The following is a 23,824-nucleotide window of genomic DNA, read 5'->3' as shown; positions in this document are numbered from 1 at the left end:
GCGCACAGCGCAATAAAACCCAGGCATAAAAAAAGGGAGACCATCGGGTCTCCCTTTTGTGAATACCTTGGTCTTAGTCGAACAGGCCAAAGGTCAGGTGGCTGAACCAGGAGCGGTCGCTGGACTCGCTTTCAGGCTCTTCTTCCTCGATCACGTCGCCATTTTCATCCTTGGGCTTGAGTTCGTTCGGGATGGCTTCCTTGGCATCCTGGAACTGGCGCTGTACGTCCTGGTTGGCGCGTGTCTCTCCTGGCGGCAGGGGTGGGCGGGACTCGATCAGGCCCAGGGTCGCCTTGCTCAGCCACGAACGGTTGTCCGCTTCGTCGACCTTTGGGGTGAACTGGCCATCGACCAGAGAGGGGTGATCCGGGTAGTTCAGCTTGAGGGTTTCCAGGCTGGTGGCCGCCAGTTCGTCCAGGTGCAGGCGCTGGTAGGCTTCGGTCATCACCGCCAGGCCGTCACCCACCGAAGGGGTTTCCTGGAAGTTTTCCACTACATAGCGGCCGCGGTTGGCGGCGGCGACGAAGGCCTGGCGAGTCAGGTAGTAGTCGGCCACGTGGATTTCGTAGGAGGCCAACAGGTTGCGCAGGTAGATCATGCGCTGCTTGGCGTCCGGCGAGTAGCGGCTGTTGGGGAAGCGGCTGGTCAACTGGGCGAACTCATTGTAGGAGTCGCGCGCGGCGCCCGGGTCACGCTTGGTCATGTCCAGCGGCAGGAAGCGTGCCAGCAGGCCGACGTCCTGGTCGAAGGAGGTCAGGCCCTTGAGGTAATAGGCGTAATCGACGTTCGGGTGCTGCGGATGCAGGCGAATGAAACGCTCGGCGGCGGACTTGGCGGCTTCCGGTTCGGCGTTCTTGTAGTTGGCGTAGATCAACTCCAATTGGGCCTGATCGGCGTACCGACCGAACGGATACCGCGACTCCAGCGCCTTCAGTTTGGCGGTGGCGCTGGTATAACTGTTGTTATCCAGGTCGTTCTGCGCCTGTTGGTACAGTTCGACTTCGCTCAGGTTTTCGTCTACGACTTCCTTCGACGAGCAAGCAGCAGTCAATGCGAGGATGGCGATCAGCAGCAGGTGTTTCACTTGCATGGCGGCTTGCGTCCCTATGACGGCCGCTGTCTTGGGCGGGGCCGTCCTGTTATGATGAGCGCCCCGTTGAAAGCCTCGGGGCAAAAGACGCCGTATTTAACCACAAGCGCGCAGCCGAAACCAAAGGCTGTGCCGACGCCCAGTCCGAGCATGTCCGATAAAATAGAACTTCGCGCAGAGGTGCCGTCCGAATTGGGCGGCCAACGCCTCGATCAAGTCGCCGCACAACTCTTTGCCGAGCACTCTCGCTCGCGCCTTTCCGCCTGGATCAAGGACGGCCGCCTGACTGTGGATGGGGTGGTGATCCGCCCGCGCGACATCGTCCACGGCGGCGCCATTCTTGAACTGACTGCCGAACAGGAGGCCCAGGGAGAATGGGTCGCCCAGGACATTGCCCTGGACATCGTCTACGAAGACGATGACATCCTGGTGATCAACAAGCCTGCGGGCCTGGTGGTCCACCCGGCCGCCGGCCACGCCGACGGCACCCTGCTCAATGCCTTGCTGCACCACGTACCGGACATTGTCAATGTGCCGCGTGCCGGCATCGTCCATCGCCTGGACAAGGACACCACCGGTCTGATGGTGGTGGCCAAGACCATCCAGGCGCAGACACAGTTGGTCACACAGCTGCAAAGCCGCAGCGTCAGCCGCATCTATGAATGCATCGTGATCGGGGTCGTCACCGCGGGTGGCAAGATCAACGCCCCCATCGGTCGTCACGGCCAGCAGCGCCAGCGCATGGCGGTGATGGAGGGCGGCAAGCAGGCGGTCAGCCATTATCGCGTGCTGGAGCGTTTCCGTTCCCACACCCATGTACGGGTCAAGCTGGAAACCGGCCGGACCCACCAGATTCGTGTGCACATGGCCCACATCAACTTCCCGTTGGTGGGCGACCCGGCCTACGGCGGTCGTTTCCGCATTCCGCCGGCTGCCAGCCAGACCATGGTCGAATCGCTGAAGAATTTCCCGCGCCAGGCGCTGCATGCACGTTTCCTGGAGCTGGATCACCCGACGACCGGTAAGCGCATGAGCTGGGAGTCGCCGTTGCCGGATGACTTCGTCTGGCTGCTGACGTTGCTCAAGCAGGACCGCGAGGCGTTCATCGGATGAATGACTGGCTGATACCCGACTGGCCTGCGTCGGCCCGGGTCAAGGCCTGCGTCACGACCCGTGCGGGTGGGGTCAGCCTGGCGCCGTTCGACAGCCTCAACCTGGGTGACCATGTGGGCGACGACCCTACGGCCGTCGCCGAAAACCGTCGTCGCCTCACTGATCAATTCGCCATCACCCCGGCCTGGTTGCAGCAAGTCCATGGCATTGCCGTGGTCGAGGCTGATCCGAGCCAGGTGGCGACCGCCGATGCCAGTTGGACCGACACGCCGGGTATCGCCTGCACGGCGATGACGGCGGACTGCCTGCCTGTGCTGTTTTGCAACCGTGCCGGCACCCGTGTCGCGGCGGCCCATGCCGGCTGGCGCGGGCTGGCGAACGGCGTGCTGGAAGCCACCCTCGACAGCTTTGCCGTGCCCGCGGATGAAATCCTTGCCTGGCTCGGCCCGGCCATCGGTCCGCAGGCGTTTGAAGTCGGGCCGGAAGTCCGTGAAGCCTTCATCGTGCAACTGCCCCAGGCGGCACAAGCCTTTGCCGCGAGCCGCAACACCGGCAAGTTCTTGGCCGATATTTACGCGTTGGCACGGCTGCGCCTGGCCGCACGCGGTGTCACGGCCGTCTACGGTGGCGGTCTCTGCACCGTGACTGACCCTCGTTTCTTTTCCTTCCGCCGCAACCCGCGCACCGGTCGCTTTGCTTCGCTGATCTGGATCGAACGCTAGACTTCTCTGATCTGTATCAAGGGCGCCCGGCTTGAATCTTCCAGAATCGACCGCATCTATAACGGTATCTGGCAGGTTTCTTCATTCAGGATGTTTCCAAGGTCCGGCCTGCTCATTAGGAAGGTGATCCATGCGTATTGATCGTTTAACCAGCAAATTACAGTTGGCCCTGTCCGATGCCCAGTCCCTGGCCGTCGGCCTGGACCATCCCGGTATCGAACCGGCGCATTTGATGCAGGCCATGCTCGAACAGCAGGGCGGTTCCATCAAGCCCTTGCTGATGCAGGTCGGCTTTGACGTCAACAGCCTGCGCAAAGAGCTGGCTAAGGAACTCGACCAGTTACCCAAGATCCAGAACCCCACCGGTGACGTGAACATGTCCCAGGACCTGGCGCGGCTGCTCAATCAGGCCGATCGCCTGGCTCAGCAGAAGGGCGATCAGTTCATATCCAGCGAGCTGGTGCTGCTCGCCGCCATGGACGAGAACAGCAAACTCGGAAAATTGTTGCTAGGCCAAGGCGTGAGCAAGAAAGCCCTGGAAAATGCCATCAACAACCTGCGTGGCGGCGAAGCGGTCAACGACGCCAATCACGAAGAGTCGCGCCAGGCGCTGGACAAATACACCGTCGACCTGACCAAGCGCGCCGAGGAAGGCAAGCTCGACCCGGTGATCGGTCGCGACGATGAAATCCGCCGCACGATCCAGGTGCTGCAACGCCGTACCAAGAACAACCCGGTACTGATCGGTGAGCCTGGCGTCGGTAAAACCGCCATCGCCGAGGGCCTGGCCCAGCGCATCATCAACGGCGAAGTGCCGGACGGCCTCAAGGGCAAGCGCCTGTTGTCCCTGGACATGGGGGCCTTGATCGCCGGTGCCAAATACCGTGGCGAGTTCGAAGAGCGCCTCAAGTCCCTGCTCAATGAGCTGTCCAAGCAGGAAGGGCAGATCATCCTGTTCATCGACGAACTGCACACCATGGTCGGTGCGGGTAAGGGCGAAGGCTCGATGGACGCGGGCAACATGCTCAAGCCTGCGTTGGCCCGTGGCGAGTTGCACTGCGTCGGCGCGACCACCCTCAACGAGTACCGCCAATATATAGAGAAGGACGCAGCCCTCGAGCGGCGCTTCCAGAAAGTGCTGGTGGAAGAACCGAGCGAGGAAGACACCATCGCCATCTTGCGCGGCCTTAAAGAACGCTACGAAGTTCACCACAAGGTGGCGATCACCGATGGCGCGATTATCGCGGCGGCCAAGCTCAGCCACCGCTACATCACCGACCGTCAGTTGCCGGACAAGGCCATCGACCTGATCGACGAGGCGGCCAGTCGCATCCGCATGGAAATCGACTCCAAGCCCGAAGTGCTGGATCGGTTGGAGCGGCGCCTGATTCAACTCAAGGTCGAGTCTCAGGCTCTGAAGAAAGAAAGCGACGACGCGGCGAAGAAGCGTCTGGAAAGGTTGCAGGAAGAGATCGTTCGTCACGAGCGTGAGTATTCCGACCTCGAGGAAATCTGGAACTCGGAGAAAGCCGAAGTCCAGGGCTCGGCGCAGATCCAGCAGAAGATCGAACAGTCCCGTCAGGAACTGGAAGCGGCCCGCCGTAAAGGCGACCTCAACCGCATGGCCGAGCTGCAATACGGGGTGATCCCGGACCTGGAGCGCAGCCTGCAAATGGTCGACCAGCATGGCAAGAGCGAAAACCAGTTGCTGCGCAGCAAGGTCACCGAGGAAGAAATCGCCGAAGTGGTCTCCAAGTGGACCGGCATTCCGGTGTCGAAGATGCTCGAAGGCGAGCGTGACAAGCTGCTGAAGATGGAAAGCCTGCTGCACCAGCGCGTGATCGGTCAGGAAGAGGCGGTGGTGGCGGTGTCCAATGCCGTGCGCCGCTCCCGTGCCGGGCTGTCGGACCCTAATCGGCCGAGCGGTTCGTTCATGTTCCTCGGCCCGACCGGGGTCGGTAAAACCGAGCTGTGCAAGGCGCTGGCCGAGTTCCTCTTCGACACCGAAGAGGCCATGGTGCGCATCGACATGTCCGAGTTCATGGAGAAACATTCCGTGGCACGGCTCATCGGTGCGCCACCGGGTTATGTCGGTTATGAAGAGGGCGGTTACCTGACCGAGGCTGTGCGTCGCAAGCCGTACTCGGTGATCCTGCTCGATGAGGTCGAGAAGGCGCACCCGGACGTGTTCAATATTCTGCTGCAAGTGCTGGAGGATGGTCGCCTGACCGACAGCCACGGGCGCACGGTGGACTTCCGCAACACGGTGATCGTGATGACCTCCAACCTCGGTTCGACGCAGATCCAGGAACTGGTGGGCGACCGCGAGGCGCAGCGCGCGGCGGTGATGGACGCGATCTCTACGCACTTCCGGCCGGAGTTCATCAACCGGGTCGACGAAGTGGTGATCTTCGAGCCGTTGGCCCGTGATCAGATTGCCGGCATTACCGAGATCCAGTTGGGTCGCCTGCGCAGTCGCCTCACCGAGCGTGAGCTGAAACTGCAATTGAGCGACGAGGCGTTGGACAAGCTGATTGCGGTGGGTTACGACCCGGTCTATGGCGCACGGCCGCTGAAGCGGGCGATCCAGCGCTGGATCGAAAACCCGCTGGCGCAGTTGATCCTGTCGGGTCGATTCATGCCGGGCGAAACCGTGACCGGTACAGTGGAGAACGACGAAATCGTCTTCAACTGAGTAGAGTGCCGAGGCTTTTGTGGCGAGGGAGCTTGCTCCCGCTGGAGGGTGTCGTAGGAGTTGTGTAGGAGCTGTCGAGTGCAACGAGGCTGCGATCTTTCCTCTGACGCCAGGGTCTGAAGCGAAAGATCAAAAGATCGCAGCCTTCGGCAGCTCCTACACAGTCCATCGCTTGCCACAGGGCGTGTTTGCTTTGCGAGGCCATTTTTTTCATCAGACCGTTGAACTCAAAGGAAAAGGCTTGTAAAGTGCGCCCCGCAGTCAGTTACCCCAAGGGTTACTTCTCGCTGAGAAGGAATCGAAAATAAGTTGCAAATCATTGTCTTGAAAGCAATTTAAGGGGTTGACAGAGGTTTTTAAAATTGTAGAATAGCGCGCCTCAGACACACGAACGCAGCGATGCGTAAGAGTAGAAGAGGTTGAAGCTTGCTTCAATGTTGTAGCTTGAAATATCAGTTCCGTGATAGCTCAGTCGGTAGAGCAAATGACTGTTAATCATTGGGTCCCAGGTTCGAGTCCTGGTCACGGAGCCATTTCAAACGGGGTATAGCGCAGTCCGGTAGCGCGCCTGCTTTGGGAGCAGGATGTCAGGAGTTCGAATCCCCTTACCCCGACCATTTTTGGGTCGTTAGCTCAGTTGGTAGAGCAGTTGGCTTTTAACCAATTGGTCGTAGGTTCGAATCCCACACGACCCACCATTTTTGAAACCAGCTCGCTGGAATCGAATCTTAAGATCAGAGGCCAAAAGCGCTGATCGAGAAGGCGACTTGCAAAGGTCGCCTTTTTTTTACCGGGGTATAGCGCAGTCCGGTAGCGCGCCTGCTTTGGGAGCAGGATGTCAGGAGTTCGAATCCCCTTACCCCGACCATATTAAAAATCCTCGTATCGAAAGATACGGGGATTTTTTTTGCGTGCGATAAAGCAGATTGGACTTAAGACATCGTACAACTTGCCGATAACCCGCCGACAGGGGCCTGGCCCCACTTCAGGCCAACAATAAAAAAAGGCATTCCCTATGGTTCTTCGTCAACTGAATATCGCCCCTCGTGCCGCGTTGGGTTTTGCCTTGATCGCCGTGCTGGTGGCGTTGCTCGGGGTGTTCGCGCTGGGACAGATGTCGAGTATTCGTGACAGTGAAGTAGCGGTGCAAACCCAGTGGTTGCCGAGCATTCGCGGCGGTGATGAGATCCGCGAATGGATGTTGCGGATCCGCACCATTTCCCTGCGCATGGCCCTGGACCAGGACTCGAAGAACATTGCGGTGTATCGCGGGCAGATGGACACGCGGGACAAGGAGCTGGGCGAAAAAATCGCTGCCTACGAAAAGCTCGTCGTGACGCCTGAAGGCAAGGCGCTTTATGACCAGTTCAAGCAAACCTTCGCCGCTTACCGTACAGGTATCGCCCAATCCTTCACCCTGGCAGAACAAGGGCGTCGGGATGAGCTGATCAAGCTGCTGCTGGTGGACATGAAAACCGTGGTGGACGGTTCCGGCAAGCAGCTCAACGACCTGGCGGAGCTGTTCTCCAAGCAGGTTTCCATAGAGAGCCAGAAGTCCCAGGCGCACTACACCAGTTCCCGCATGATCGTCAGTCTGTTCGTTGTGCTTGCCGCCCTGGCCACGGTGGCCCTGGCCATGCTGCTTACGCGCAGTATCGTCAAACCCTTGGGTGAGGCACTCAATGCTGCGGAGAACGTCGCCCGGGGTGACCTGACCCGGCCAATCGAGACCGATGGTAACGACGAAGTGAGCCGCTTGCTCAAAGCGTTGGCAGTCATGCAGCAGAATCTGCGTGAGACGTTGCAGGGCATCAGCGGTTCTGCCGCGCAACTGGCCACCGCAGCCGGTGAGCTGAACACCGTCACGCTCGACAGCACCCACAGCCTGCAACAGCAGAACAATGAAATTGAACAGGCCGCCACTGCCGTCACCGAAATGACCACCGCCGTGGAAGAGGTGGCGCGCAATGCGGTTTCCACCTCCGATGCCACGCGTCAGTCCAGTGAGTCTGCGTCCCTTGGGCAGCAGCGGGTCAGCGACACGGTCGAAGCTATTGGCGCCCTTGCCAGCGATGTGCAAGTGACTGGCGGCTTGGTGCAATCCCTGGCCAACCAGTCGCAGGATATCGGCAAGGTGCTGGACGTGATCCGCGCCATTGCCGAGCAGACCAACCTGCTGGCCCTCAACGCGGCCATTGAAGCGGCCCGGGCGGGTGAGAGCGGGCGTGGGTTTGCGGTGGTGGCCGATGAGGTGCGGGCGCTGGCTTATCGCACGCAGCAATCGACCCAGGAAATCGAGCAAATGGTCCAGGGCATGCGCAGCGGTGCCACCCAGGCACTCGATTCCATGCAGGCCAGCTCCAGTCGCGCCGCCAGTACCCTGGCCATGGCAGAGCGGGCAGGGGACGCGCTGCAGACCATCACAGAGTCGGTCACTGAAATCCACGAGCGCAACCTGGTGATCGCCAGCGCTGCCGAAGAGCAGGCGCAAGTGGCCCGTGAGGTGGATCGCAACCTGGTGAACATTCGTGATTTGTCGGTGCGCTCGGCTTCCGGCGCGGACCAGACCAGCGCGTCCAGCCATGAGTTGTCGCAGCTGGCCAATTCGCTGCACACGATGGTGCAGCGGTTTCAGGTTTGATTGATTGGCTGTGCAGATCGAGTTTTATCGTTTAGATAAATATTGATTTCACTGCCGTCTTCGCGAGCAGGCAATGCACTTCTAAAACTCAGCGCCCCCACAAGCGGTTGACGCTTCGCTTTTTATCCTCAGTGCAGCTTGAGCCGAGGCTCAGTTCCGCGCCCGATCTTGCTGCCCAGCATCAGCATGGCCGTGCGGAACATGCCGTATAGCGCCATTTGGTGCATGCGATACAGCGACACGTAGAACATCCGCGCCAGCCAGCCTTCGAGCATCACGCTGCCGGTCAGGTTGCCCATCAGGTTGCCCACCGCCGAGAACCGCGACAGCGAGATCAGCGAGCCGTAGTCGGTGTATTTGTACGCGGGCAGGGCCTTGCCCTCGATCCGCAGTTTCAAGGACTTGGCCAGCAGCGAGGCCTGCTGATGCGCGGCTTGGGCGCGAGGCGGTACGTTGCGCTCGCTGTCGGGTTGCGGGCAGGCGGCGCAGTCACCGAAGGCGAAGATGTTCTCGTCGTGGGTGGTCTGCAAGGTGGGTAGCACATGCAGTTGGTTGATCCGGTTGGTCTCCAGCCCGTCGACGTCCTTGAGGAAGTCCGGGGCGCGAATCCCGGCGGCCCAGACTTTCAGGCTTGCGTCGATCACTTTGCCGTCCGCGGTAATCAGGCTGTCGGCGGTCACCTGGCTGACGGCGGCGTTGGTCATGACGTTGACGCCGAGTTTTTCCAGGGTCTTGTGCACCGGTCCGCCGATACGCTCTGGCAGGGCTGGCAAGACGCGTGGGCCCGCCTCGATCAGGGTGATGTGCATGTTCTCTGGTTTGATCCGGTCCAGGCCATAGGCGTGCAGTTCGTGGGCGGCATTATGCAGCTCGGCGGCCAGTTCGACCCCGGTCGCACCGGCTCCGACGATGGCGACGCTGATGCGCTCGACGATATCGGTCTGCCCGGCGTGGGCCCGCAGATAGTGGTGAAGCAATTGCTGATGGAAGCGCTCGGCCTGTTTGCGGGTGTCGAGGAACAGGCAATGCTGCGCTGCGCCTTCGGTGCCGAAGTCATTGGTGGTGCTGCCGACGGCAATCACCAGGGTGTCGTAGCCCAGTTCCCGGGCCGGCAATAGCTCGACGCCGGCCTCGTCATAGGTGGCGGCCAGTTGGATTCTCTTGCGCTCGCGATCCAGGCCGCTCATGCGTCCCAGCTGGAACTCGAAGTGGTTCCATTTTGCCTGGGCGACATAGTTGAGTTCGTCTTCGGAGGAGTTCAAGGAGCCGGCGGCCACTTCGTGCAGCAGTGGTTTCCAGATGTGGGTCAGGTTCGCGTCGACCAGCATCACACTGGCCGTGCCACGCTTGCCCAGAGTCTTACCCAGACGGGTGGCCAACTCCAGACCGCCGGCGCCGCCGCCAACGATGACAATACGATGAGTCATGGGGATATCTCGCAAGGCTAAAGGAAATCGGTGCCGTTACCCGCGCGAGCGGCAGTGTGACTGGGCGGCTCATAGCGTCAGGTAACTGATCAGTCGGCTCAACAGGCCCAGGCCGATAGTCACGGCCAGTACCACCACCAGGAGCATCCAGGGCCGAAAAGGCCGGCGCTCGACTCGGTGCTGGGACAGTTGCAGGTACTCTTCGACATGCTTCTGGTCATCAGGGTTCAGGCGACTGGTCATATAGGCCTCGTCAGGTAGACGTTGCGGAATGTGAAGACGCTACAGCGTCCGGCTAGCCGGCCTTGAAAGCCGCGTAGCCGCTCGCCGGAACGGGTTCGACGATCAGGTTGTCGTCCAGGCGAATGATTCCACTTTTTAACACCCGGGCGGTGATTCCGCCATGGCCGCGTACAGCCTGGAACGTACCTTCGCCGAGGTTTCGCTCCAATCGAGTACAAGGCTGGCACCAGCCGGTGGTTTCAAAAATGGCTTGGCCAATGCGAAAGCGCCGGCCCTTGAGGCTGAACAGATTGATGCCGCTGGCCACAATATTGCGTCGCAGTTCCTGTGGCAGCACAGGCCGGTCCTCGGGACGGCCCATCAGCGAGCTGATCACGGCCAGGTGCTCCCATTGGATGAGCGTCACTTGCCGCGCATTGCGCACGCCGGGGCGCGCATGATCGCCGGTGAGCCCAGCTTCCAGGCGGGCTTCCACGGCGTCCAGCTCGATCATGGGCGCATGGCCCTGGGGGCGTACGCCAATCCAGCGTACGCGACCTTGCTGGGGCACAGTTGCGATCAGTTCCTGCAAAGGGCTCACAGGCTGATCCCGACATCGAACACAATGCTGCGACCCAGGTTGCTTCGCAGAAAGTCCGGCGCGTCGGGGTGGGCGAACAGCACCCGGGCAAACGTCGGCCCCACCAGTGACAGCGAGCGCCAGCCCTGGCGCAGGTATTCGGTCGGCGGTGGGAAGTGACTGTTGAGGTCCAGCACTTCGCGCTTGAGGCTGGCAAAGGCGATGATGTCCAGGTCGCCCAGGTCCATGCCGCGCTCGGTGTAGTTGTGAGCTTTCTTGCGCAGGGTCGGGGCCAGCCGCATCAGGAACTCATTGGCCGGGATCCGTCGCGGCTTGGCCTCGCGACGCACCAGTTGGCTCAGGGAGAAGGCGCTGCGGCGGCGTTGCAGTTCATCGCGCCATTCGTCATTGAGGCGCCGGCCCTCGTCGAGCACGAAAAACACCTCGAAATTGGCATCGCGAAACAACACATCCGGCGGCTCGCCGGCCGGCGCGAACTCGTCGGCGCGATAAGGCACGTTCAGCCCTTGCAGCAGACGCTGGCAGACCCAACGCTCACGCTCCCATTTGCGGGCATTGGAGAGAAAGGCGTTGGCTTGCTCGGCCGCGATGGTCAGCAGGCGTAAGTAATCGGAATCATCCATGAGCCCAAGCTTAGCGTTCAAATGTGATCAAAAAAAATAAAGCTTGCTGTGAAAGGGGAAAATTTGCGCTCAGGCCAGGTAATGCTATTCACTTGGAGCCTACAGCAAGGGGTCGAGCCTCTATGCCTCTGCACCACCGCTATCGCGAGCTTGCTCGCGATAAGGCCGACACATCCAACATCACCGTAAACTGCACCACCGCTTTCGCGAGCAGGCTCGCTCCCACAGGAGAAACGCGGTCCCACCAAGAACCAGGTCGGCTACCAGGCCGCCTCGCGGTGGACGTTGATCTCGGCGCCCCGTTAACCACGCTGGCCGAACGCAGGCATTGTGGAGTGGGCATCCCGGCATGGATGCCGGGATAGCCGCGCTGGGCCATGGATGGCCCTTCGTGGCGGGCCCACGGAGCAATGCCGGAGTGAGGGCACACCGAGCCAAAGCGAGGTGCCGAGTGGTGGGGCATGTAGCGTTTTGCTTACTTTTGCGCTTCTCAAAAGTGAGCCGCTGTAAGAGCGGAACCATAAGCAGCCGTTACCGCGAAAACGGATATACACACCACCCCTGAAACAGATCGAGGAATGGAAGGCCCAATCTCCGATAACCGCTCAAGTGAACAGCATTACCCCCAGGCAGGTCCCAGCAGGCCATCCTGTTCAGCCTGGCATGCCAACCAGGCGCAGAACAGATCCAGCTTCTTGCTCTGCTGCGCGCTGCGCTTGGCGATATAGACGTAGCGGCTCGGGCGAAACCCGAACGGTGCCACCAGGCGACCCAAGCGAATGTCGTCGGCCACCAGGTGCCACGGGGCGACACAAATCCCCAGGCCGGCAATGGCCGCCTCCAACGTAAAGTAATAGTGCTCGTATTCCAGTCCGGCCGGTGCGGTGGCCTGGTGTCCAGTCGCATCCCCCCAGTTTGCCCAGGCATCCGGACGGGTTTTGGTGTGCAGGAGGGGATGGCTGAAAATCGAGCCCAAGTCGGTTAATTGAATGCGCGCGGATAAGGTCGGCGACAACACGACACCCAATCGTTCAGGAAACAGCCGGACGGTGTTTTTTTGTTCGTCCACGATGCCCTGTTCAGCCGTGATCATCACGTCATATCGGTCCCGCCCCGGATCGCTCCCGTGAACCGGTGAGCTCAGGCGAATCTTGATTTCCGGGTAAGTCGTATTGAAGTCGAAAAGACGCGGTATCAGCCACTTGACCGTAAACGTGCTGAAACAGGACACGTCCAAGGTGCCTGTCGTCGTGTCTCGGACCCTGCTCACCGCGGCCTCGATCTGATCCAGTGCGGCCGTCAGTTCTGGCAGCAGTTCTCTTCCGGCAACGGTGAGCTGAGGTTTGTTTTTTGGGCCTTCGAACAGGTCCACACCCAGGCTCAGCTCCAGTTGGCGTACCTGGCGACTCACAGCGCCAGGCGTGACAGACAGCTCCTCGGCGGCAGCGATCATTTTGCCCAGTCGGGCAGCGGCCTCGAAGGTGTGCAGTGCATTCAATGGGGGGAGGCGACGTTTCATAAAGTGACTTTAACTCAATTATATTGAGCGTATAAATCGATATCAGGCGCCGGGCGGATTTTGCAGAATCCCATGCACCTTCAATTTCTAACGATTGCTCGAAGTCGCCAGGATTGAGGGGTATTCCCCATAAAATTGAGATTACCTCACATGCCATTCGTTCGTACCGTCGTCATCAAGGGCACCAGCCAGCAGCAACGTCAGCGCATCGTCGATGGGATACATCAAGCGCTGGTCGAGAGCATTGGTATGCCCGAGGATGAATTGTTCAGCTTGGTCACGGACTATGACCCTGAGCAGTTCTTCTACAGCCGCACGTTTAATGGTGTGGATCGTTCAGACCGTTTGATCGTGATTGAGATTACGATGCGCAGGGGCCGCAGTGATGCGATGAAGCGCGAGCTCTACAAAAAAATCGCGGACAATCTCGGGGTTCAAGCCCTGGTTCGTCCGCAAGACGTTTTCATCTTTATGCACGAGAATGACTATTCGGATTGGTCGGTAGGCTTTGGTAAGTTTGCAATGACCTTGGTACAACAGCCAGGAAGTGTCGCTACTGAGTAGCGCACGGACGGCGTTCAAGTTCTCGCAGGAGTAGCCCATGATCGGTGCCGAACTGCTTTCACCGCAGACCCTGGCGGCCGGTTGGCTGATGTATGTGCCGGTGTTGGTCTGGGCCGTGGTGCGGACACCGTGGGTCGAGCTGTTCACCGACAGCCGTCGCCAGCACCTGTTGTTCGGTACGGTGCTGGCGTTGTTCATGCTGTGGCTGGTGCGCCGGGATTTTGATACGGGTGTCTCGTATCACTTCATCGGCATGACTGCCGTGACGCTGTTGCTGGACTGGCCGTTGGCGATCCTGGGTGGCCTGTGCGCGCAGCTTGCGCTGGTACTGCTGGGGCGTCAGGACATGGCGGCGGTCGGGGTCAACGGTGCGCTGCTGATCCTGCTACCGGTGCTGGTCACCGAGTGTTGCTCGATCCTGGTGGAGCGCGCCCAGCCGCGCAATCTGTTCGTGTATATCTTCTGTTCGGGGTTTCTCGCGGCCGCGCTTTCGGCGTTGGCGTGCCTGCTGCTGGGGCTCGGCCTGCTGTGGTACGACGGTATATTCGCCATGCCTTACTGGCTGGAAGATTTTGTCGGCTACCTCTGGTTGATCATCTTCCCCGAGGCCTTCATCAACGGCACGGTGATCAGTGCATTGGTGGTGTTCAGTCCCGAATGGCTGGAGACCTTCAACCGCACGCGCTACCTGTCGGCGCCGTGGAACGATGATGACAAGCCTTGATTCACGTCAAGGCTGCACCACCACACGCCCTTCATGCTTTGGAAAATTTCCAGGAGCACAACCATGAGTGTTTATGAGTGGGCAAGACAAGAGATCAGGCGTAGCCACGACGCCGCCATGGAGATTGGTTTTGACCCGGGCTTGAGCCTGCGCGCCTTGCTCACTGCGATCGTGCAACAGAGCAAGACAGTGCGCAGCCCTGAAGACCTGGCCGATGAGTTGAGTTTCCTGGCGGAAAACCTCGACGATGAACAGGACTACGGTTTCATGCGGCCTTAATGGCGAGGCTCGAAGTCCTCGCTGAACAGCTCGTCCTCGGCATCGGGGCTGACCGGAATCTTGTGTTCTTCCGACGCCCAGGCGCCGAGGTCGATCAGTTTGCAGCGATCAGAACAGAACGGCCGGAATTTACTCTCCGGGCTCCATTCCACAGGGGCGCCACAGGTTGGGCAATCAACGGTTGGGGTTTGGCTCATGATTGGCCTCCACGCAAAGTAAGGTAAAAGTGATGCAGGCGCTCGACCTCGCTGTGCAGCCAGGCGAGGTCGCGATCGTTGACCACCACGTCGTCGGCATGGCTCAGGCGATCCTGGCGGCTGGACTGGGCCTTGAGGATCGCCTGGACTTGCTGCTCGCTGGTCTGGTCGCGCTGCAACGTACGTTCGATCTGCAGTTGTTCCGGCGCATCGATCACCAGGATCCGCTGGGTCATGGTGTACTGCCCTGACTCGATCAGCAGCGGTGATACCAGGATCGCATAGGGCGATTGTGCCTGGGCCAGATGGTGGGCGATTTCCTCGGCGATCAGCGGATGCAGCAGCGCCTCGAGCCAGCGGCGTTCATCGGCGTTCTCGAAGATCAGCTTGCGCAGCGCCGCCCGGTCCAGGGCGCCGTCGGCCTGCAATACGCCGGGGCCGAAGTGCTCGGCGATTTTCGCCAGCGCCGGGCGCCCGGGCTCGACCACCCAGCGCGCCGCATGATCGGCGTCGATGACGTGCACGCCCAGGTCGATGAAATGCTGGGCCGCCGCGCTCTTGCCGCTGCCGATGCCACCGGTCAGGCCGAGAATCCAGGTTTTTTTTGCTGAGGTATTCATTAAAAACCGACAGACTGCCAATAGAAGTCGGTTATTTGACCACCCCAGAGCAAGGCAATCCAGCCGGCAATGGCCAGATAAGGTCCAAACGGAATCTGCGTCGACCCGGGAGCATCACGCAAGCGCAGCACAATCACCCCGACAACGGAACCCACCAGCGACGACAACAGCAGCGTCAGCGGCAGGATCTGCCAGCCCCCCCAGGCGCCGAGCATCGCCAGCAGCTTGAAATCACCATAGCCCATGCCTTCCTTGCCGGTGATCAGCTTGAACACCCAGAACACCGACCATAGCGCCAGGTAGCCGGCCACCGCCCCCCACATCGCTTGGTTCAAGGACACGAAGAGCCCGAAGCTGTTGATGATCAAACCCAGCCACAACAACGGCAGCACCAGGGTATCGGGCAGTAATTGATGCTCGACGTCAATCAGGCTCATGCCCAGCAGGCCCCAGGTCAACACCATCACCATCGCGGCGTGCCAGCCAAAGCCGAAATGCCAGGCAACGAACGCCGATAACGCACCGCAGGCCATTTCGGTCAGGGGGTAACGCCTGCCGATGGGCGCGGCGCAGTTCGAACAACGGCCGCGCAGCATCAGGTAGCTGAGCAGCGGAATGTTTTCCCAGGCGCGAATGCGATGGCCACAGTGCGGGCATTGGGAGTGGGGCAGCATCAGGTTGTAGACCGGGCCCGGGGTTTCGGCAGGCAGGCCCAGCAGGTCGTGGGCCTGCAGGCGCCATTCGCGGTTGAGCATCTTCGGCAGGCGCCACACCAGCACGTTGAGGAAGCTGCCGATGATCAGGCCAAGCAGTGCTGCAACGAGCACGAAAGCCAGGGGATACAGCACGAAAAATTCGCTCAGGGGCATGTCAGATCGCAGAGCCGAGTTGAAAGATGGGCAAGTACATGGCAACCACCAGGCCACCGACGACCACCCCCAGGACCACCATGATGAAGGGTTCCATCAGGCTGGTGAGGTTGTCCACCAGATTGTCCACCTCGGCCTCATAAAAGCTCGCCACCTTGTCGAGCATGTCGTCCAGCGCACCGGACTCCTCGCCGATGGCGGTCATCTGGACCGCCATGTTCGGAAAGACGCCTGAGGCACGCATGGAGAAATTCAACTGCATGCCGGTCGAAACGTCCTGCTTGATGCGTTGCACGGCACGTTTGAACACCACGTTGCCGGTGGCGCCAGACACCGAATCCAGGGCCTCCACCAGTGGCACGCCGGCGGCGAAGGTGGTGGAAAGCGTACGGGCGTAGCGGGCCACGGCGGATTTGTACAGCAAGGTGCCTATCAACGGCAGCTTGAGCAGCCATTTGTCGCGCCAGTCGCGAAAGCGCTCCGAACGCCTGAGCGCGTACTTCACGCCAAAAAATATCCCCACCAATCCGCCAAGCATCATCCACCACCATTGCTGCATGATTTCCGACAGACCTATGACCATTACCGTGAAGGCAGGGAGTTGCGCGCCGAGTCCAGAGAATACCGATTCGAATTGCGGCACGACCTTGACCAGGAGGATCCCCGTGACCACTGCGGCAACGAGGATCACGGCCGCAGGGTAGGTCATGGCTTTCTTGATTTTGGCCTTGAGCGCTTCGCTCTTTTCCTTGTAGGTCGCGACCCGGTCCAGCAGCGTGTCCAAGGCACCGGCCTGTTCGCCGGCGTCTACCAGGTTGCAGTACAGCTCGTCGAAATATTGCGGGCACTTGCGCAGCGCCGCAGCGAAGCTGTTGCCGGCGGCGACTTCCTGCTTCACCGTGTCCACCAGCTTACGCATGTTGGGGTTGTCGAAGCCTTCGCCAATGATATCGAACGCCTGCAACAGCGGCACGCCAGCCTTGAGCATCGTGGCCATCTGGCGGGTGAAGAGGGCGATATCCAGCGGCTTGATGCGCTTGCCCTTGCTGAAGATCGAGGTGGATTTCTTGCGCACCTTCTGCGGGTTGATGCCTTGTTTGCGCAGCTGTGCCTTGACCAGCGTCGGGCTTTGTCCCGTCAGCTCGCCACTCATTCTTGTGCCTTTGCGGTCCTTGCCTTCCCAAGTGTAAACATCGGTTTTGACTGACTTGACCGCCATGTTCAATCCTTGGTGACCCGGTTGATTTCTTCGAGGCTGGTGACGCCCTGCATCACTTTGAGCAGTCCCGACGTGCGCAGGTCATTGAAACCGTCCTTGCGCATTTGCAGGTCGATTTCCAGCGAGTTGCCCTCGGCCATGATCAGCCGTTGCAGCTCGGGCGTGTTCTTGACCACTTCGTAAACCCCCACGCGCCCTTTGTAACCAAGGTTGCACTGTTCGCAACCGACCGGCTCATAGATCGTGAATGTGCCGATGCGTTCCCGAGGGAAACCCTCCTTGAGCAAGGTTTCCTCGGGAATCTCGATGGCCGTCTTGCAGTGACTGCACAGCTTGCGCGCCAACCGCTGGGCGATGATCAGGTGCACGGCGGTGGCGATGTTGAACCCCGGAATGCCCATGTTCTGCAGGCGGATCAGGGTTTCGGCGGCGCTGTTGGTGTGCAGGGTAGAGAGCACCAAGTGCCCGGTCTGGGCGGCCTTGATGGCGATCTCGGCGGTTTCCAGGTCGCGGATCTCGCCCACCATGATCACGTCCGGATCCTGGCGCAGGAACGAGCGCAGGGCCTGGGCGAAATCCATCCCCTGGCGCGGATTCACGTTGACCTGGTTGATGCCTTCCATGTTGATCTCCACCGGGTCTTCGGCGGTGGAAATGTTGATGTCCACGGTGTTGAGGATATTCAGCCCGGTGTAGAGCGACACGGTCTTGCCCGAGCCGGTCGGACCGGTCACCAGGATCAGCCCTTGGGGTTGCTTGAGGGCGGCCATGTACAGGTCTTTCTGGTCCGCTTCGTAGCCCAGGGCGTCGATGCCCATCTGCGCGCTGGATGGGTCGAGGATCCGGATCACCACCTTTTCGCCCCAAAGCGTGGGCAGGGTGTTGAGCCGGAAATCGATGGACTTGGTTTTCGACAGGCGCATTTTCAGGCGCCCGTCCTGGGGTTTGCGCCGCTCGGAAATATCCAGGCTGGCCATGACCTTCAGGCGGGCGGCGATGCGGTTGGCCAGTTGGATCGGCGGCCTGGCCACTTCCCGCAATATCCCGTCGGTGCGCACCCGCACCCGGTAGATTTTTTCATAGGGCTCGAAGTGCAGGTCGGAAGAGCCGCCCTTGATCGCGTCCAACAGCATCTTGTTGACGAAGCGCACCACGGGCGCGTCGTCGGTGTCCTGGCCGGCGATGGAATCCTGCCTGGTGTCGTCGATCGATTCGATGTCCAGGCCGTCGAGGTCGACATCGCTCATGCCTTCCAGGCCGGTGCTGCTGGATTCGAAGAACTTTTCGATGGCGTCGCTGAGCTTGTCGTCCTCCACCAGGATGGCTTCGGTGGTCAGGCCGGTGCTGAACTGGATGTCGTTGATGGCCTGGTGATTGGTGGGGTCGGAGATGCCCACGAACAATTTGTTGCCACGGCGCCACAGCGGCAGGGCGTGATGCTGGCGCACCAGTTTTTCGCTGACCAGGTCGCTGGGTTGGGCTTCTTTGTCCAGGCTGTTGAGGTCCAGCAGGGCGACGCCGAAATGCTCCGAGGCGATCTCCGCGACCTGGCGGCTCTGGACCAGTTTGTTCTGCACTAGGTAGCTGACCAGGGGGATATGACTGAGTTGGGCCTGTTGATGCGCCTGTTGCGCACTTTGCTCGGTGAGCAGTTCGGCCAACACCAATTGCTTGGTCAGGCCGCTGAGGGCGATGTCATTCATGGGAATCCCGGCGGCGAACAATTCATGACTTATAGCCTAGTCAAGGCTTGGCGCCAAACCAGCGGGGCAGGGTGACAAAAAACGTCAGATAGTGCGGTTGTTGAGGTAGGACGTGGCCGTTGTGCGGGTTCTAAACCCTTTATTGATGGGGTTGCAGGGTTGGCATATGCCCTGCAATGACCGTTTCAGGTCATGAGATTTCGACTCATGCATGGGAGATGTTTATGAATAAGCAGAGTGGTTTTACCTTGATCGAACTGCTGATCGTCGTGGCGATCATCGGCATTCTGGCGACGTTTGCGTTGCCGCAATATTCCAAGTACCAGGCGCGGGCCAAGGCGACGGCGGGACTGGCGGAAATTTCTGCGCTAAAGGTGCCGTATGAGGACGCCATGAATCAAGGTACTGATCCAACGGCAGAGAACATGAACGTAACTACGCCTACCAGCAACTGCGAACTCACAATCACGGGTACGGCTTCGGCCGGGTCAGGCACCGTCGTTTGTAAGCTGGTTAATTCACCTGCCGCTGTGGCGGGTAAGACGATCACACTCTCCCGCTCGGCGGCAGGCGCGTGGACGTGTGGCTCTGATGCCGATCAAGAATTCTTGCCGGCCGGCTGCACCGGTGGCGCAGCGGCACCTGCCGGAAAAAAATAAATTCGAACTTGATTTGGTCTGGGCTGCGTAGCGGCCCTTTTTTATGGATGCTGGGTACTCAGGAGGGAACAATCTAGGGCCTTACAGAGACCCTTCGCAATTCATAAGCTTAGAAATAGGCCCAAACCCGCAAGTTGCATGTTCAGAATCACCGCTTCATGCATATTGCATGATCGCGAAAAAAACCAATTCGCTTAACTTTATGATTTATAAGTAATTAGTTGATTCTTCAAAGCTGGCACAGCGTTCGCACTACTCCAGTTAACCCTGCCGGGATGCACCTCCGGCGGTTTCTGAGAAAAACAGGAGTTACTCGTATGAAGAAGTTCGCTATCACTGCCGCCGCTGCTACCGCATTGACCCTGAGCATGGCTAGCGCATTCGCCGAGACCACTCAAGCAACTCAGGCGCCAATGATGCTGGCTGCGGGCGAAGTGACAGAGGCCAAAGAAGACGTTTCCGATACCTGGATCACCACCAAGGTCAAAGCTGACCTGGTCACTGAAAAAGGCATTCCAGGCACTGATATCAAAGTCGAAACCAATAAAGGTGTTGTATCCCTGTCTTCGACTACTGCAGTCACGGATGCGCAAAAAGACACCGCCGTAGCGATCGCCAAAAAGATCAAAGGCGTGCAAGCCGTATCGGCTGATGGCCTGAAATCCGAGTAAGGCTGAGACTTCTCGCCTGGACTGGGAGAAGGCGCGGCAAGCGGGCCAGGTTATACGTTTGCCGTTGCTTTGGAGTTCATGCGAAAGGCCACACGGACGTGGCCATTACAGGCCCCCGGCATTCGTGTCGGGGGCCTGTTCTATTCCGGGGAGGGAAAGGTGCGGTGAAGTTTGTGGGGATGTCTGGGAAACCGAGTTGCGCTTTTCGCGAGCAGGCTCGCTCCCACATTTAAATGCGTTCGGCTTGAAGAAACCCGTTCCACTGTGGGAGCGAGCCTGCTCGCGATGGCGCCGGTCCTTTCAACACCATTCCAACGGATGGGATAGGAGGCCTTTCACCGCCCCCGCTTGCTGGTGATCTGCACCAGCCGATTCCCCTCGAAACGCAGGTACTGATACATGCCGCTGTTGGGGCCGTAGGTCCATTCCTCCACCGGGTATTCCTCCCGGCGATTGACACTGCGCTTGTAGCCCAGGTCATCCCGCGCCGCTGGCTCCCCGCACTTTTGCAACACTTCGCTCGAGCGGTCGCCGACGCTGATCAACTGGCTGGCGCAGCGCAGCGTGTCGGCAGCCGCGGCCTGGCCGGTGGCCAGCAGCAATAGACCTACGCAGAGCCCGAACCAGGGTTTCATCTTATTCGGCATCCAGATGCATCGGGGTAATAACCCGGCCATCGCTCTCGGCCTGGCCGAGGCTCGCGTCGATGAAATAGACGCGGTCGTCTGCCAACTGGCCTTTGTCCACCAGGAAGTCCTTGATGCTGCTGGCCCGCTCCTGCCCCAGTTGGCGCAAGAGCACGTCGCTGCCGCTCCAGAACTTGATCACGCCTTCACGCAGTTTCTCGATGCGCGCCTTTTTATCCAGTTGCGTCCATTCGGCAGGCGGCTGGGTCTTGAGGCGGGCGCGATAGATGCCTTCGAGCAACGGTGCCTTTTCATCCTCGGGTACCTGTATCAGGGAGGCCTGGGCCGGTACTTTGTCGCCCCGACGCTGCAGTATCTTGTAGTAGTTGTACTGGTATTCACGTTCCAGGCGCTGGGCGGCAAGCAGCGGACCGTCGCTGCTTTCGGCGGCGGTGCCTTCGATCTCCAGACGCAGCTCCGGACGTTTGCCAAGGGCTTCGGACAGTTTGAGCAACGTGCCTTCGTTGTCCTTGCTCAGGTCGCTGGAGCCCGGCGCAAACGCGACGTTGCCCAGGTCCTCCGAGCCGCCGCCGGCCACCAGCCCACCGATGAGTTTGAACGGCGCCTGGGCCGCTCGGACCACCAGGTTGCGCAGGGTCTGCCAGACGATTGGCATGACACTGAATTGTGGATCGTTGAGGTCGCCGGAAACCGGCAGCTCGATGGAAATCTTGCCCTCGGAGTCCTTGAGCAAGGCGACGGCCAGTTTCAGCGGCAGGCTCACGGCGTCCGGGCTGTCGACTTTCTCCCCCAGTTGCAGTTGCTCGACCACCACTTTGTTCTCTGCCTGGAGCTTGCCCTGGGTGATCCGGTAATGCAGGTCGAGATTGAGCCGACCCTTGCGGATGCGATAGCCGGCGAATTTGCCGGAATAGGGCGTCAGGGTCGTCAGCTCGACCCGTTTGAAACTGGTGGCGATGTCGAGGCTGGCCATCGGATCGAAGGGGTTGAGCGCCCCCTTGATAGTGACCGGGGCATAGCGATCGACCTTGCCCTTGATGTCCACGCTGGCCGGTTTGGCCTGGCGACTGTCGATGGTGCCGATCTGGCCGTTGAGCTGCTGGATGGCGGTGGCGAAATTGGGCGTCAGGCTGAAGTCGGCGAAGTTGGCCGAACCGTCATTGATGGCGATGCCACCGATGTGGATGGCCAGCGGTTTTTCCTGGGACGACGGTTTTGCCGCGGTTTTCTTGGCGCCGCTGTCGGTCGGTTGTGGGATCAGCAGGTCATCGACGTTGGTGGTACGGTCGTCATTGATCATGAACCGCGCGTAAGGCTGGAACAGGTTGACCTTGTCGATGGACAGGCTGTCACCGTGCTGATAACTCAGCCCTTCGAGGACCAGGCTCTGCCACTTGAGGAAGTCGCGGGTCTTGAGCGTGTCGAGGGTGTGCAATTGATCGACCTGGGCGCGACCGGTGACGGCAAATGCCAGCGGCTCGGTGCTTTTGAGATCGACCGCCAGGTCACTGCCGAGCATCCCGGAGCGCAGCTCCAGGCGAATGAACGGGTTGATGTACGACTGGGCGAGGCGCAGGTCGACGTCCTGGGTCTTGACCTTGAGCTTGGCGGTGATCGGGTTCAGGTTGACCTCGCCGTCGGCCAGGATCTTGCCCTGTTTGCCTATACCGGTGTCCAGCTTGAGGGTAAAGGGCGAGCCGTTGAGGGTGTCGTAGTTCTGCAGGTCGAGGTTCAGCGGACCGACCTCCAGTGCCACGGCGGGTTGGGCCTGACGGTCAGCCAGGTGCACCCGATAGTCGCGCAATTGCACGTCCTTCAACATCACTTGCCATGGTTTGCTGGGCGGCGCCGGTTCAGCTTTTGGCGAGTCGGCCGTTGCCGGGGCGGATGCCGGCTCAGCCTTGACCTGCGGTTTGGCCGGCTGGCTGGCGAAGAGTTTCTGCCAGTCCAGCTGCCCGTCCGCTTCGCGAGCGGCCCAGGTTTCCAGCTTCTGGCTGCGGATCTTGCCCACGATCACTTGCTGCTTGGCCAGGTCCACCGTGGTTTCACTGACATCCAGGCGTTCGAGTTTCACCAATGGACGGCCATCGGGCGCCTTGATGGAGAAGGGCGCGACACTGACAGCGGCATTGCTGAGCAGCAGCTCAGTGCCCTTGGCCAGGTTGAGTTTGTAGTCGGTGCTGAGGTTCAGGATCCCGTTTTCCAGAACCAGCGGCACGGCGTCGCGCACATAGGGCCACCAGGCTTTCATTTGGCCGCCAGTGACTTTGAGCGTGCCTTGGGAGGCAATCGGTGTGAGGCTGAAATTACCGGTCCAGTCGATCTGCCCGCCCTCGGGGCCTGTCGCCACCAGGGTCATGTCGGCGTTGTCGTCGGGCAGGGTGCTGAGGTTTTTCAGCTCGAAGTCGAGGGTGTCGTAGAGAAACTCAATGGGCTCGCTGGGGCGCAGGTCCTGGAAATGCACATAACCGCCGGCCAACTTGATCCGGTCGACCCGCAGGGGGAACGGTTTGGCCTCGGGGTCGGCGGGCGTCGGTTCGCTGGCCGGCAGCTTGAACAGGCCCAGCAGGTTCAACTGACCGTCCTTGGCGAACACTACGTCGGTCTTGGGCTTGTCCAGCTCGATGTCGACCAGGTGCAGGGCGCCGGACCACAGGCTGTCGAGTTGCACATTGGCGTACAGCCGTTCGAAGCCGATCTGTTCCTTGCCCGGTTCGCCTATATTCAGGCCCCAGAGGGTGAGTTCGAGGCTGAAGGGATTGAGTTCTATACGTTGGATATGCGCCGGCACCGTCGCAAGGGCGGCCAATTGCTGGTTGGCGATGCGCAAGGCGATGCCCGGCAAAATCAGAAAGCCCAACAGGCTGTAGAGGGCCAGTGCGGTCAACAGGGCGCCGATGGCGCGAATCAATCCTTTGGGCATGTGCGGCTTCATCTTGGTGTGAATTCGGAATGCCTTGGAGTATGGCATGCGTTTACGGTTCCGAAGCCAGTGGGAATTATGAGATTTTGTCTGGTT

Annotated in this window: 22 protein-coding genes, 4 tRNA genes and 1 pseudogene; 14 read left to right on the top strand and 13 right to left on the bottom strand. The window is 60.0% G+C overall.

All coding sequences use genetic code 11. The annotated features are described in order from the left end of the window. Positions 1–73: 73 nt before the first annotated feature. Positions 74–1,090 carry an outer membrane protein assembly factor BamD gene (locus AACY42_RS19325; RefSeq protein ID WP_339481660.1) on the bottom strand — a complete coding sequence of 339 codons (1,017 nt, stop codon included), beginning with the start codon at positions 1,088–1,090 and terminating at the stop codon, positions 74–76. A 150-nt stretch (positions 1,091–1,240) separates the two neighbouring features. Between AACY42_RS19325 and rluD the strand changes: the two genes are divergently transcribed. The 9 genes and pseudogenes from rluD (at position 1,241) to AACY42_RS28725 (ending at position 8,261) form a co-directional block, all read left to right on the top strand. Beyond that, positions 1,241–2,203: a 23S rRNA pseudouridine(1911/1915/1917) synthase RluD gene (gene rluD, locus AACY42_RS19320; RefSeq protein ID WP_339481658.1), complete on the top strand. Its 963-nt coding sequence runs from the start codon at positions 1,241–1,243 to the stop codon at positions 2,201–2,203. Further along, positions 2,200–2,925 (top strand): peptidoglycan editing factor PgeF, encoded by a 726-nt coding sequence (gene pgeF, locus AACY42_RS19315; RefSeq protein ID WP_339481657.1) that lies wholly within the window; start codon positions 2,200–2,202, stop codon positions 2,923–2,925. Before rluD ends, pgeF begins: the two co-directional genes overlap by 4 nt. Positions 2,926–3,055: 130 nt before the next feature. Beyond that, complete coding sequence (clpB, locus tag AACY42_RS19310) at positions 3,056–5,620, top strand: ATP-dependent chaperone ClpB (protein ID WP_339481655.1); 2,565 nt, start codon at positions 3,056–3,058, stop codon at positions 5,618–5,620. Between the two features lie 457 nt (positions 5,621–6,077). Next, a tRNA-Asn gene (locus AACY42_RS19305) sits at positions 6,078–6,153 on the top strand. 7 nt (positions 6,154–6,160) lie between these two features. Beyond that, positions 6,161–6,237: transfer RNA gene (locus AACY42_RS19300), tRNA-Pro, on the top strand. A 5-nt stretch (positions 6,238–6,242) separates the two neighbouring features. Beyond that, positions 6,243–6,318 (top strand) — tRNA-Lys (locus AACY42_RS19295). Between the two features lie 93 nt (positions 6,319–6,411). After that, positions 6,412–6,488, top strand: a tRNA-Pro gene (locus tag AACY42_RS19290). Positions 6,489–6,635: 147 nt separating this feature from the next. Beyond that, positions 6,636–7,406, top strand: a pseudogene (locus AACY42_RS28730) (MCP four helix bundle domain-containing protein); the annotation flags it as partial. Next, positions 7,398–8,261, top strand: a complete 864-nt coding sequence (locus AACY42_RS28725; RefSeq protein WP_445261751.1) for a methyl-accepting chemotaxis protein — start codon at positions 7,398–7,400, stop codon at positions 8,259–8,261. The pseudogene AACY42_RS28730 and the gene AACY42_RS28725, both read left to right, overlap by 9 nt. Before the next feature lie 128 nt (positions 8,262–8,389). Here AACY42_RS28725 and AACY42_RS19280 read toward each other — a convergent pair whose 3' ends face one another. The 5 genes from AACY42_RS19280 to AACY42_RS19260 form a co-directional block, all read right to left on the bottom strand. After that, the gene (locus AACY42_RS19280; RefSeq protein ID WP_339481652.1) at positions 8,390–9,688 is read right to left on the bottom strand and encodes an NAD(P)/FAD-dependent oxidoreductase; all 1,299 of its coding nucleotides are present in this window, start codon (positions 9,686–9,688) and stop codon (positions 8,390–8,392) included. 69 nt (positions 9,689–9,757) lie between these two features. Then, a complete protein-coding gene (locus AACY42_RS19275; protein WP_003185543.1) occupies positions 9,758–9,931 on the bottom strand; it encodes a DUF3094 domain-containing protein in 174 nt (57 codons plus the stop codon). A 52-nt stretch (positions 9,932–9,983) separates the two neighbouring features. Beyond that, positions 9,984–10,511: an MOSC domain-containing protein gene (locus AACY42_RS19270; RefSeq protein ID WP_339481650.1), complete on the bottom strand. Its 528-nt coding sequence runs from the start codon at positions 10,509–10,511 to the stop codon at positions 9,984–9,986. Further along, on the bottom strand, positions 10,508–11,134 hold the full coding sequence (locus tag AACY42_RS19265; protein ID WP_003205682.1) for a DUF1780 domain-containing protein: 627 nt from the start codon (positions 11,132–11,134) through the stop codon (positions 10,508–10,510). The genes AACY42_RS19270 and AACY42_RS19265 overlap by 4 nt, the downstream gene beginning before the upstream one ends. 619 nt (positions 11,135–11,753) lie before the next feature. Continuing rightward, the gene (locus tag AACY42_RS19260) at positions 11,754–12,653 is read right to left on the bottom strand and encodes a LysR substrate-binding domain-containing protein (protein WP_339481648.1); all 900 of its coding nucleotides are present in this window, start codon (positions 12,651–12,653) and stop codon (positions 11,754–11,756) included. A 150-nt stretch (positions 12,654–12,803) separates the two neighbouring features. On the opposite strand from AACY42_RS19260, the gene AACY42_RS19255 reads away from it, so the two are divergent. From AACY42_RS19255 to AACY42_RS19245, 3 genes are all read left to right on the top strand, one after another. Beyond that, positions 12,804–13,217: a tautomerase family protein gene (locus tag AACY42_RS19255; RefSeq protein WP_339481646.1), complete on the top strand. Its 414-nt coding sequence runs from the start codon at positions 12,804–12,806 to the stop codon at positions 13,215–13,217. A 37-nt stretch (positions 13,218–13,254) separates the two neighbouring features. Next, entirely contained in the window at positions 13,255–13,941 is a 687-nt protein-coding gene (locus AACY42_RS19250; protein WP_339481644.1) for an energy-coupling factor ABC transporter permease, read from the top strand. Between the two features lie 63 nt (positions 13,942–14,004). Further along, positions 14,005–14,220, top strand: a complete 216-nt coding sequence (locus tag AACY42_RS19245; RefSeq protein WP_339481642.1) for a hypothetical protein — start codon at positions 14,005–14,007, stop codon at positions 14,218–14,220. Here AACY42_RS19245 and yacG read toward each other — a convergent pair. Genes yacG through pilB form a run of 5 tightly spaced genes read right to left on the bottom strand, consistent with a single transcriptional unit; the run spans position 14,217 to position 18,828 of the window. After that, positions 14,217–14,417, bottom strand: coding sequence for a DNA gyrase inhibitor YacG (gene yacG, locus AACY42_RS19240; protein WP_339481640.1), 201 nt, complete (start codon positions 14,415–14,417; stop codon positions 14,217–14,219). The two genes, AACY42_RS19245 and yacG, sit on opposite strands and share 4 nt — an antisense overlap. Beyond that, a complete protein-coding gene (gene coaE / locus AACY42_RS19235; RefSeq protein WP_339481639.1) occupies positions 14,414–15,037 on the bottom strand; it encodes a dephospho-CoA kinase in 624 nt (207 codons plus the stop codon). Before coaE ends, yacG begins: the two co-directional genes overlap by 4 nt. Beyond that, a complete protein-coding gene (locus AACY42_RS19230) occupies positions 15,037–15,906 on the bottom strand; it encodes a prepilin peptidase (RefSeq protein ID WP_339481638.1) in 870 nt (289 codons plus the stop codon). The genes coaE and AACY42_RS19230 overlap by 1 nt, the downstream gene beginning before the upstream one ends. Before the next feature lies 1 nt (position 15,907). Then, complete coding sequence (locus AACY42_RS19225; RefSeq protein WP_339481636.1) at positions 15,908–17,125, bottom strand: type II secretion system F family protein; 1,218 nt, start codon at positions 17,123–17,125, stop codon at positions 15,908–15,910. A gap of 2 nt (positions 17,126–17,127) precedes the next feature. Further along, the gene (gene pilB, locus AACY42_RS19220) at positions 17,128–18,828 is read right to left on the bottom strand and encodes a type IV-A pilus assembly ATPase PilB (RefSeq protein WP_339481635.1); all 1,701 of its coding nucleotides are present in this window, start codon (positions 18,826–18,828) and stop codon (positions 17,128–17,130) included. 224 nt (positions 18,829–19,052) lie between these two features. Here pilB and AACY42_RS19215 point away from each other — a divergent pair, with 224 nt between their 5' ends. Continuing rightward, entirely contained in the window at positions 19,053–19,487 is a 435-nt protein-coding gene (locus tag AACY42_RS19215; RefSeq protein WP_339481633.1) for a pilin, read from the top strand. Between the two features lie 317 nt (positions 19,488–19,804). After that, complete coding sequence (locus tag AACY42_RS19210; protein ID WP_339481631.1) at positions 19,805–20,158, top strand: BON domain-containing protein; 354 nt, start codon at positions 19,805–19,807, stop codon at positions 20,156–20,158. A 335-nt stretch (positions 20,159–20,493) separates the two neighbouring features. Here the strand turns inward: AACY42_RS19210 and AACY42_RS19205 are convergent, their stop codons facing one another. Then, on the bottom strand, positions 20,494–20,793 hold the full coding sequence (locus tag AACY42_RS19205; RefSeq protein WP_339481630.1) for a DUF2845 domain-containing protein: 300 nt from the start codon (positions 20,791–20,793) through the stop codon (positions 20,494–20,496). 1 nt (position 20,794) lies between these two features. Continuing rightward, positions 20,795–23,728, bottom strand: a complete 2,934-nt coding sequence (locus tag AACY42_RS19200; RefSeq protein ID WP_339481722.1) for a DUF748 domain-containing protein — start codon at positions 23,726–23,728, stop codon at positions 20,795–20,797. Positions 23,729–23,824: the final 96 nt, after the last annotated feature.

Origin of the sequence: Pseudomonas sp. RL_5y_Pfl2_73 (genome assembly GCF_963970515.1) — a bacterium.
GTDB lineage: Bacteria > Pseudomonadota > Gammaproteobacteria > Pseudomonadales > Pseudomonadaceae > Aquipseudomonas.
This window is presented reverse-complemented; position numbering and strand designations above follow the sequence as displayed.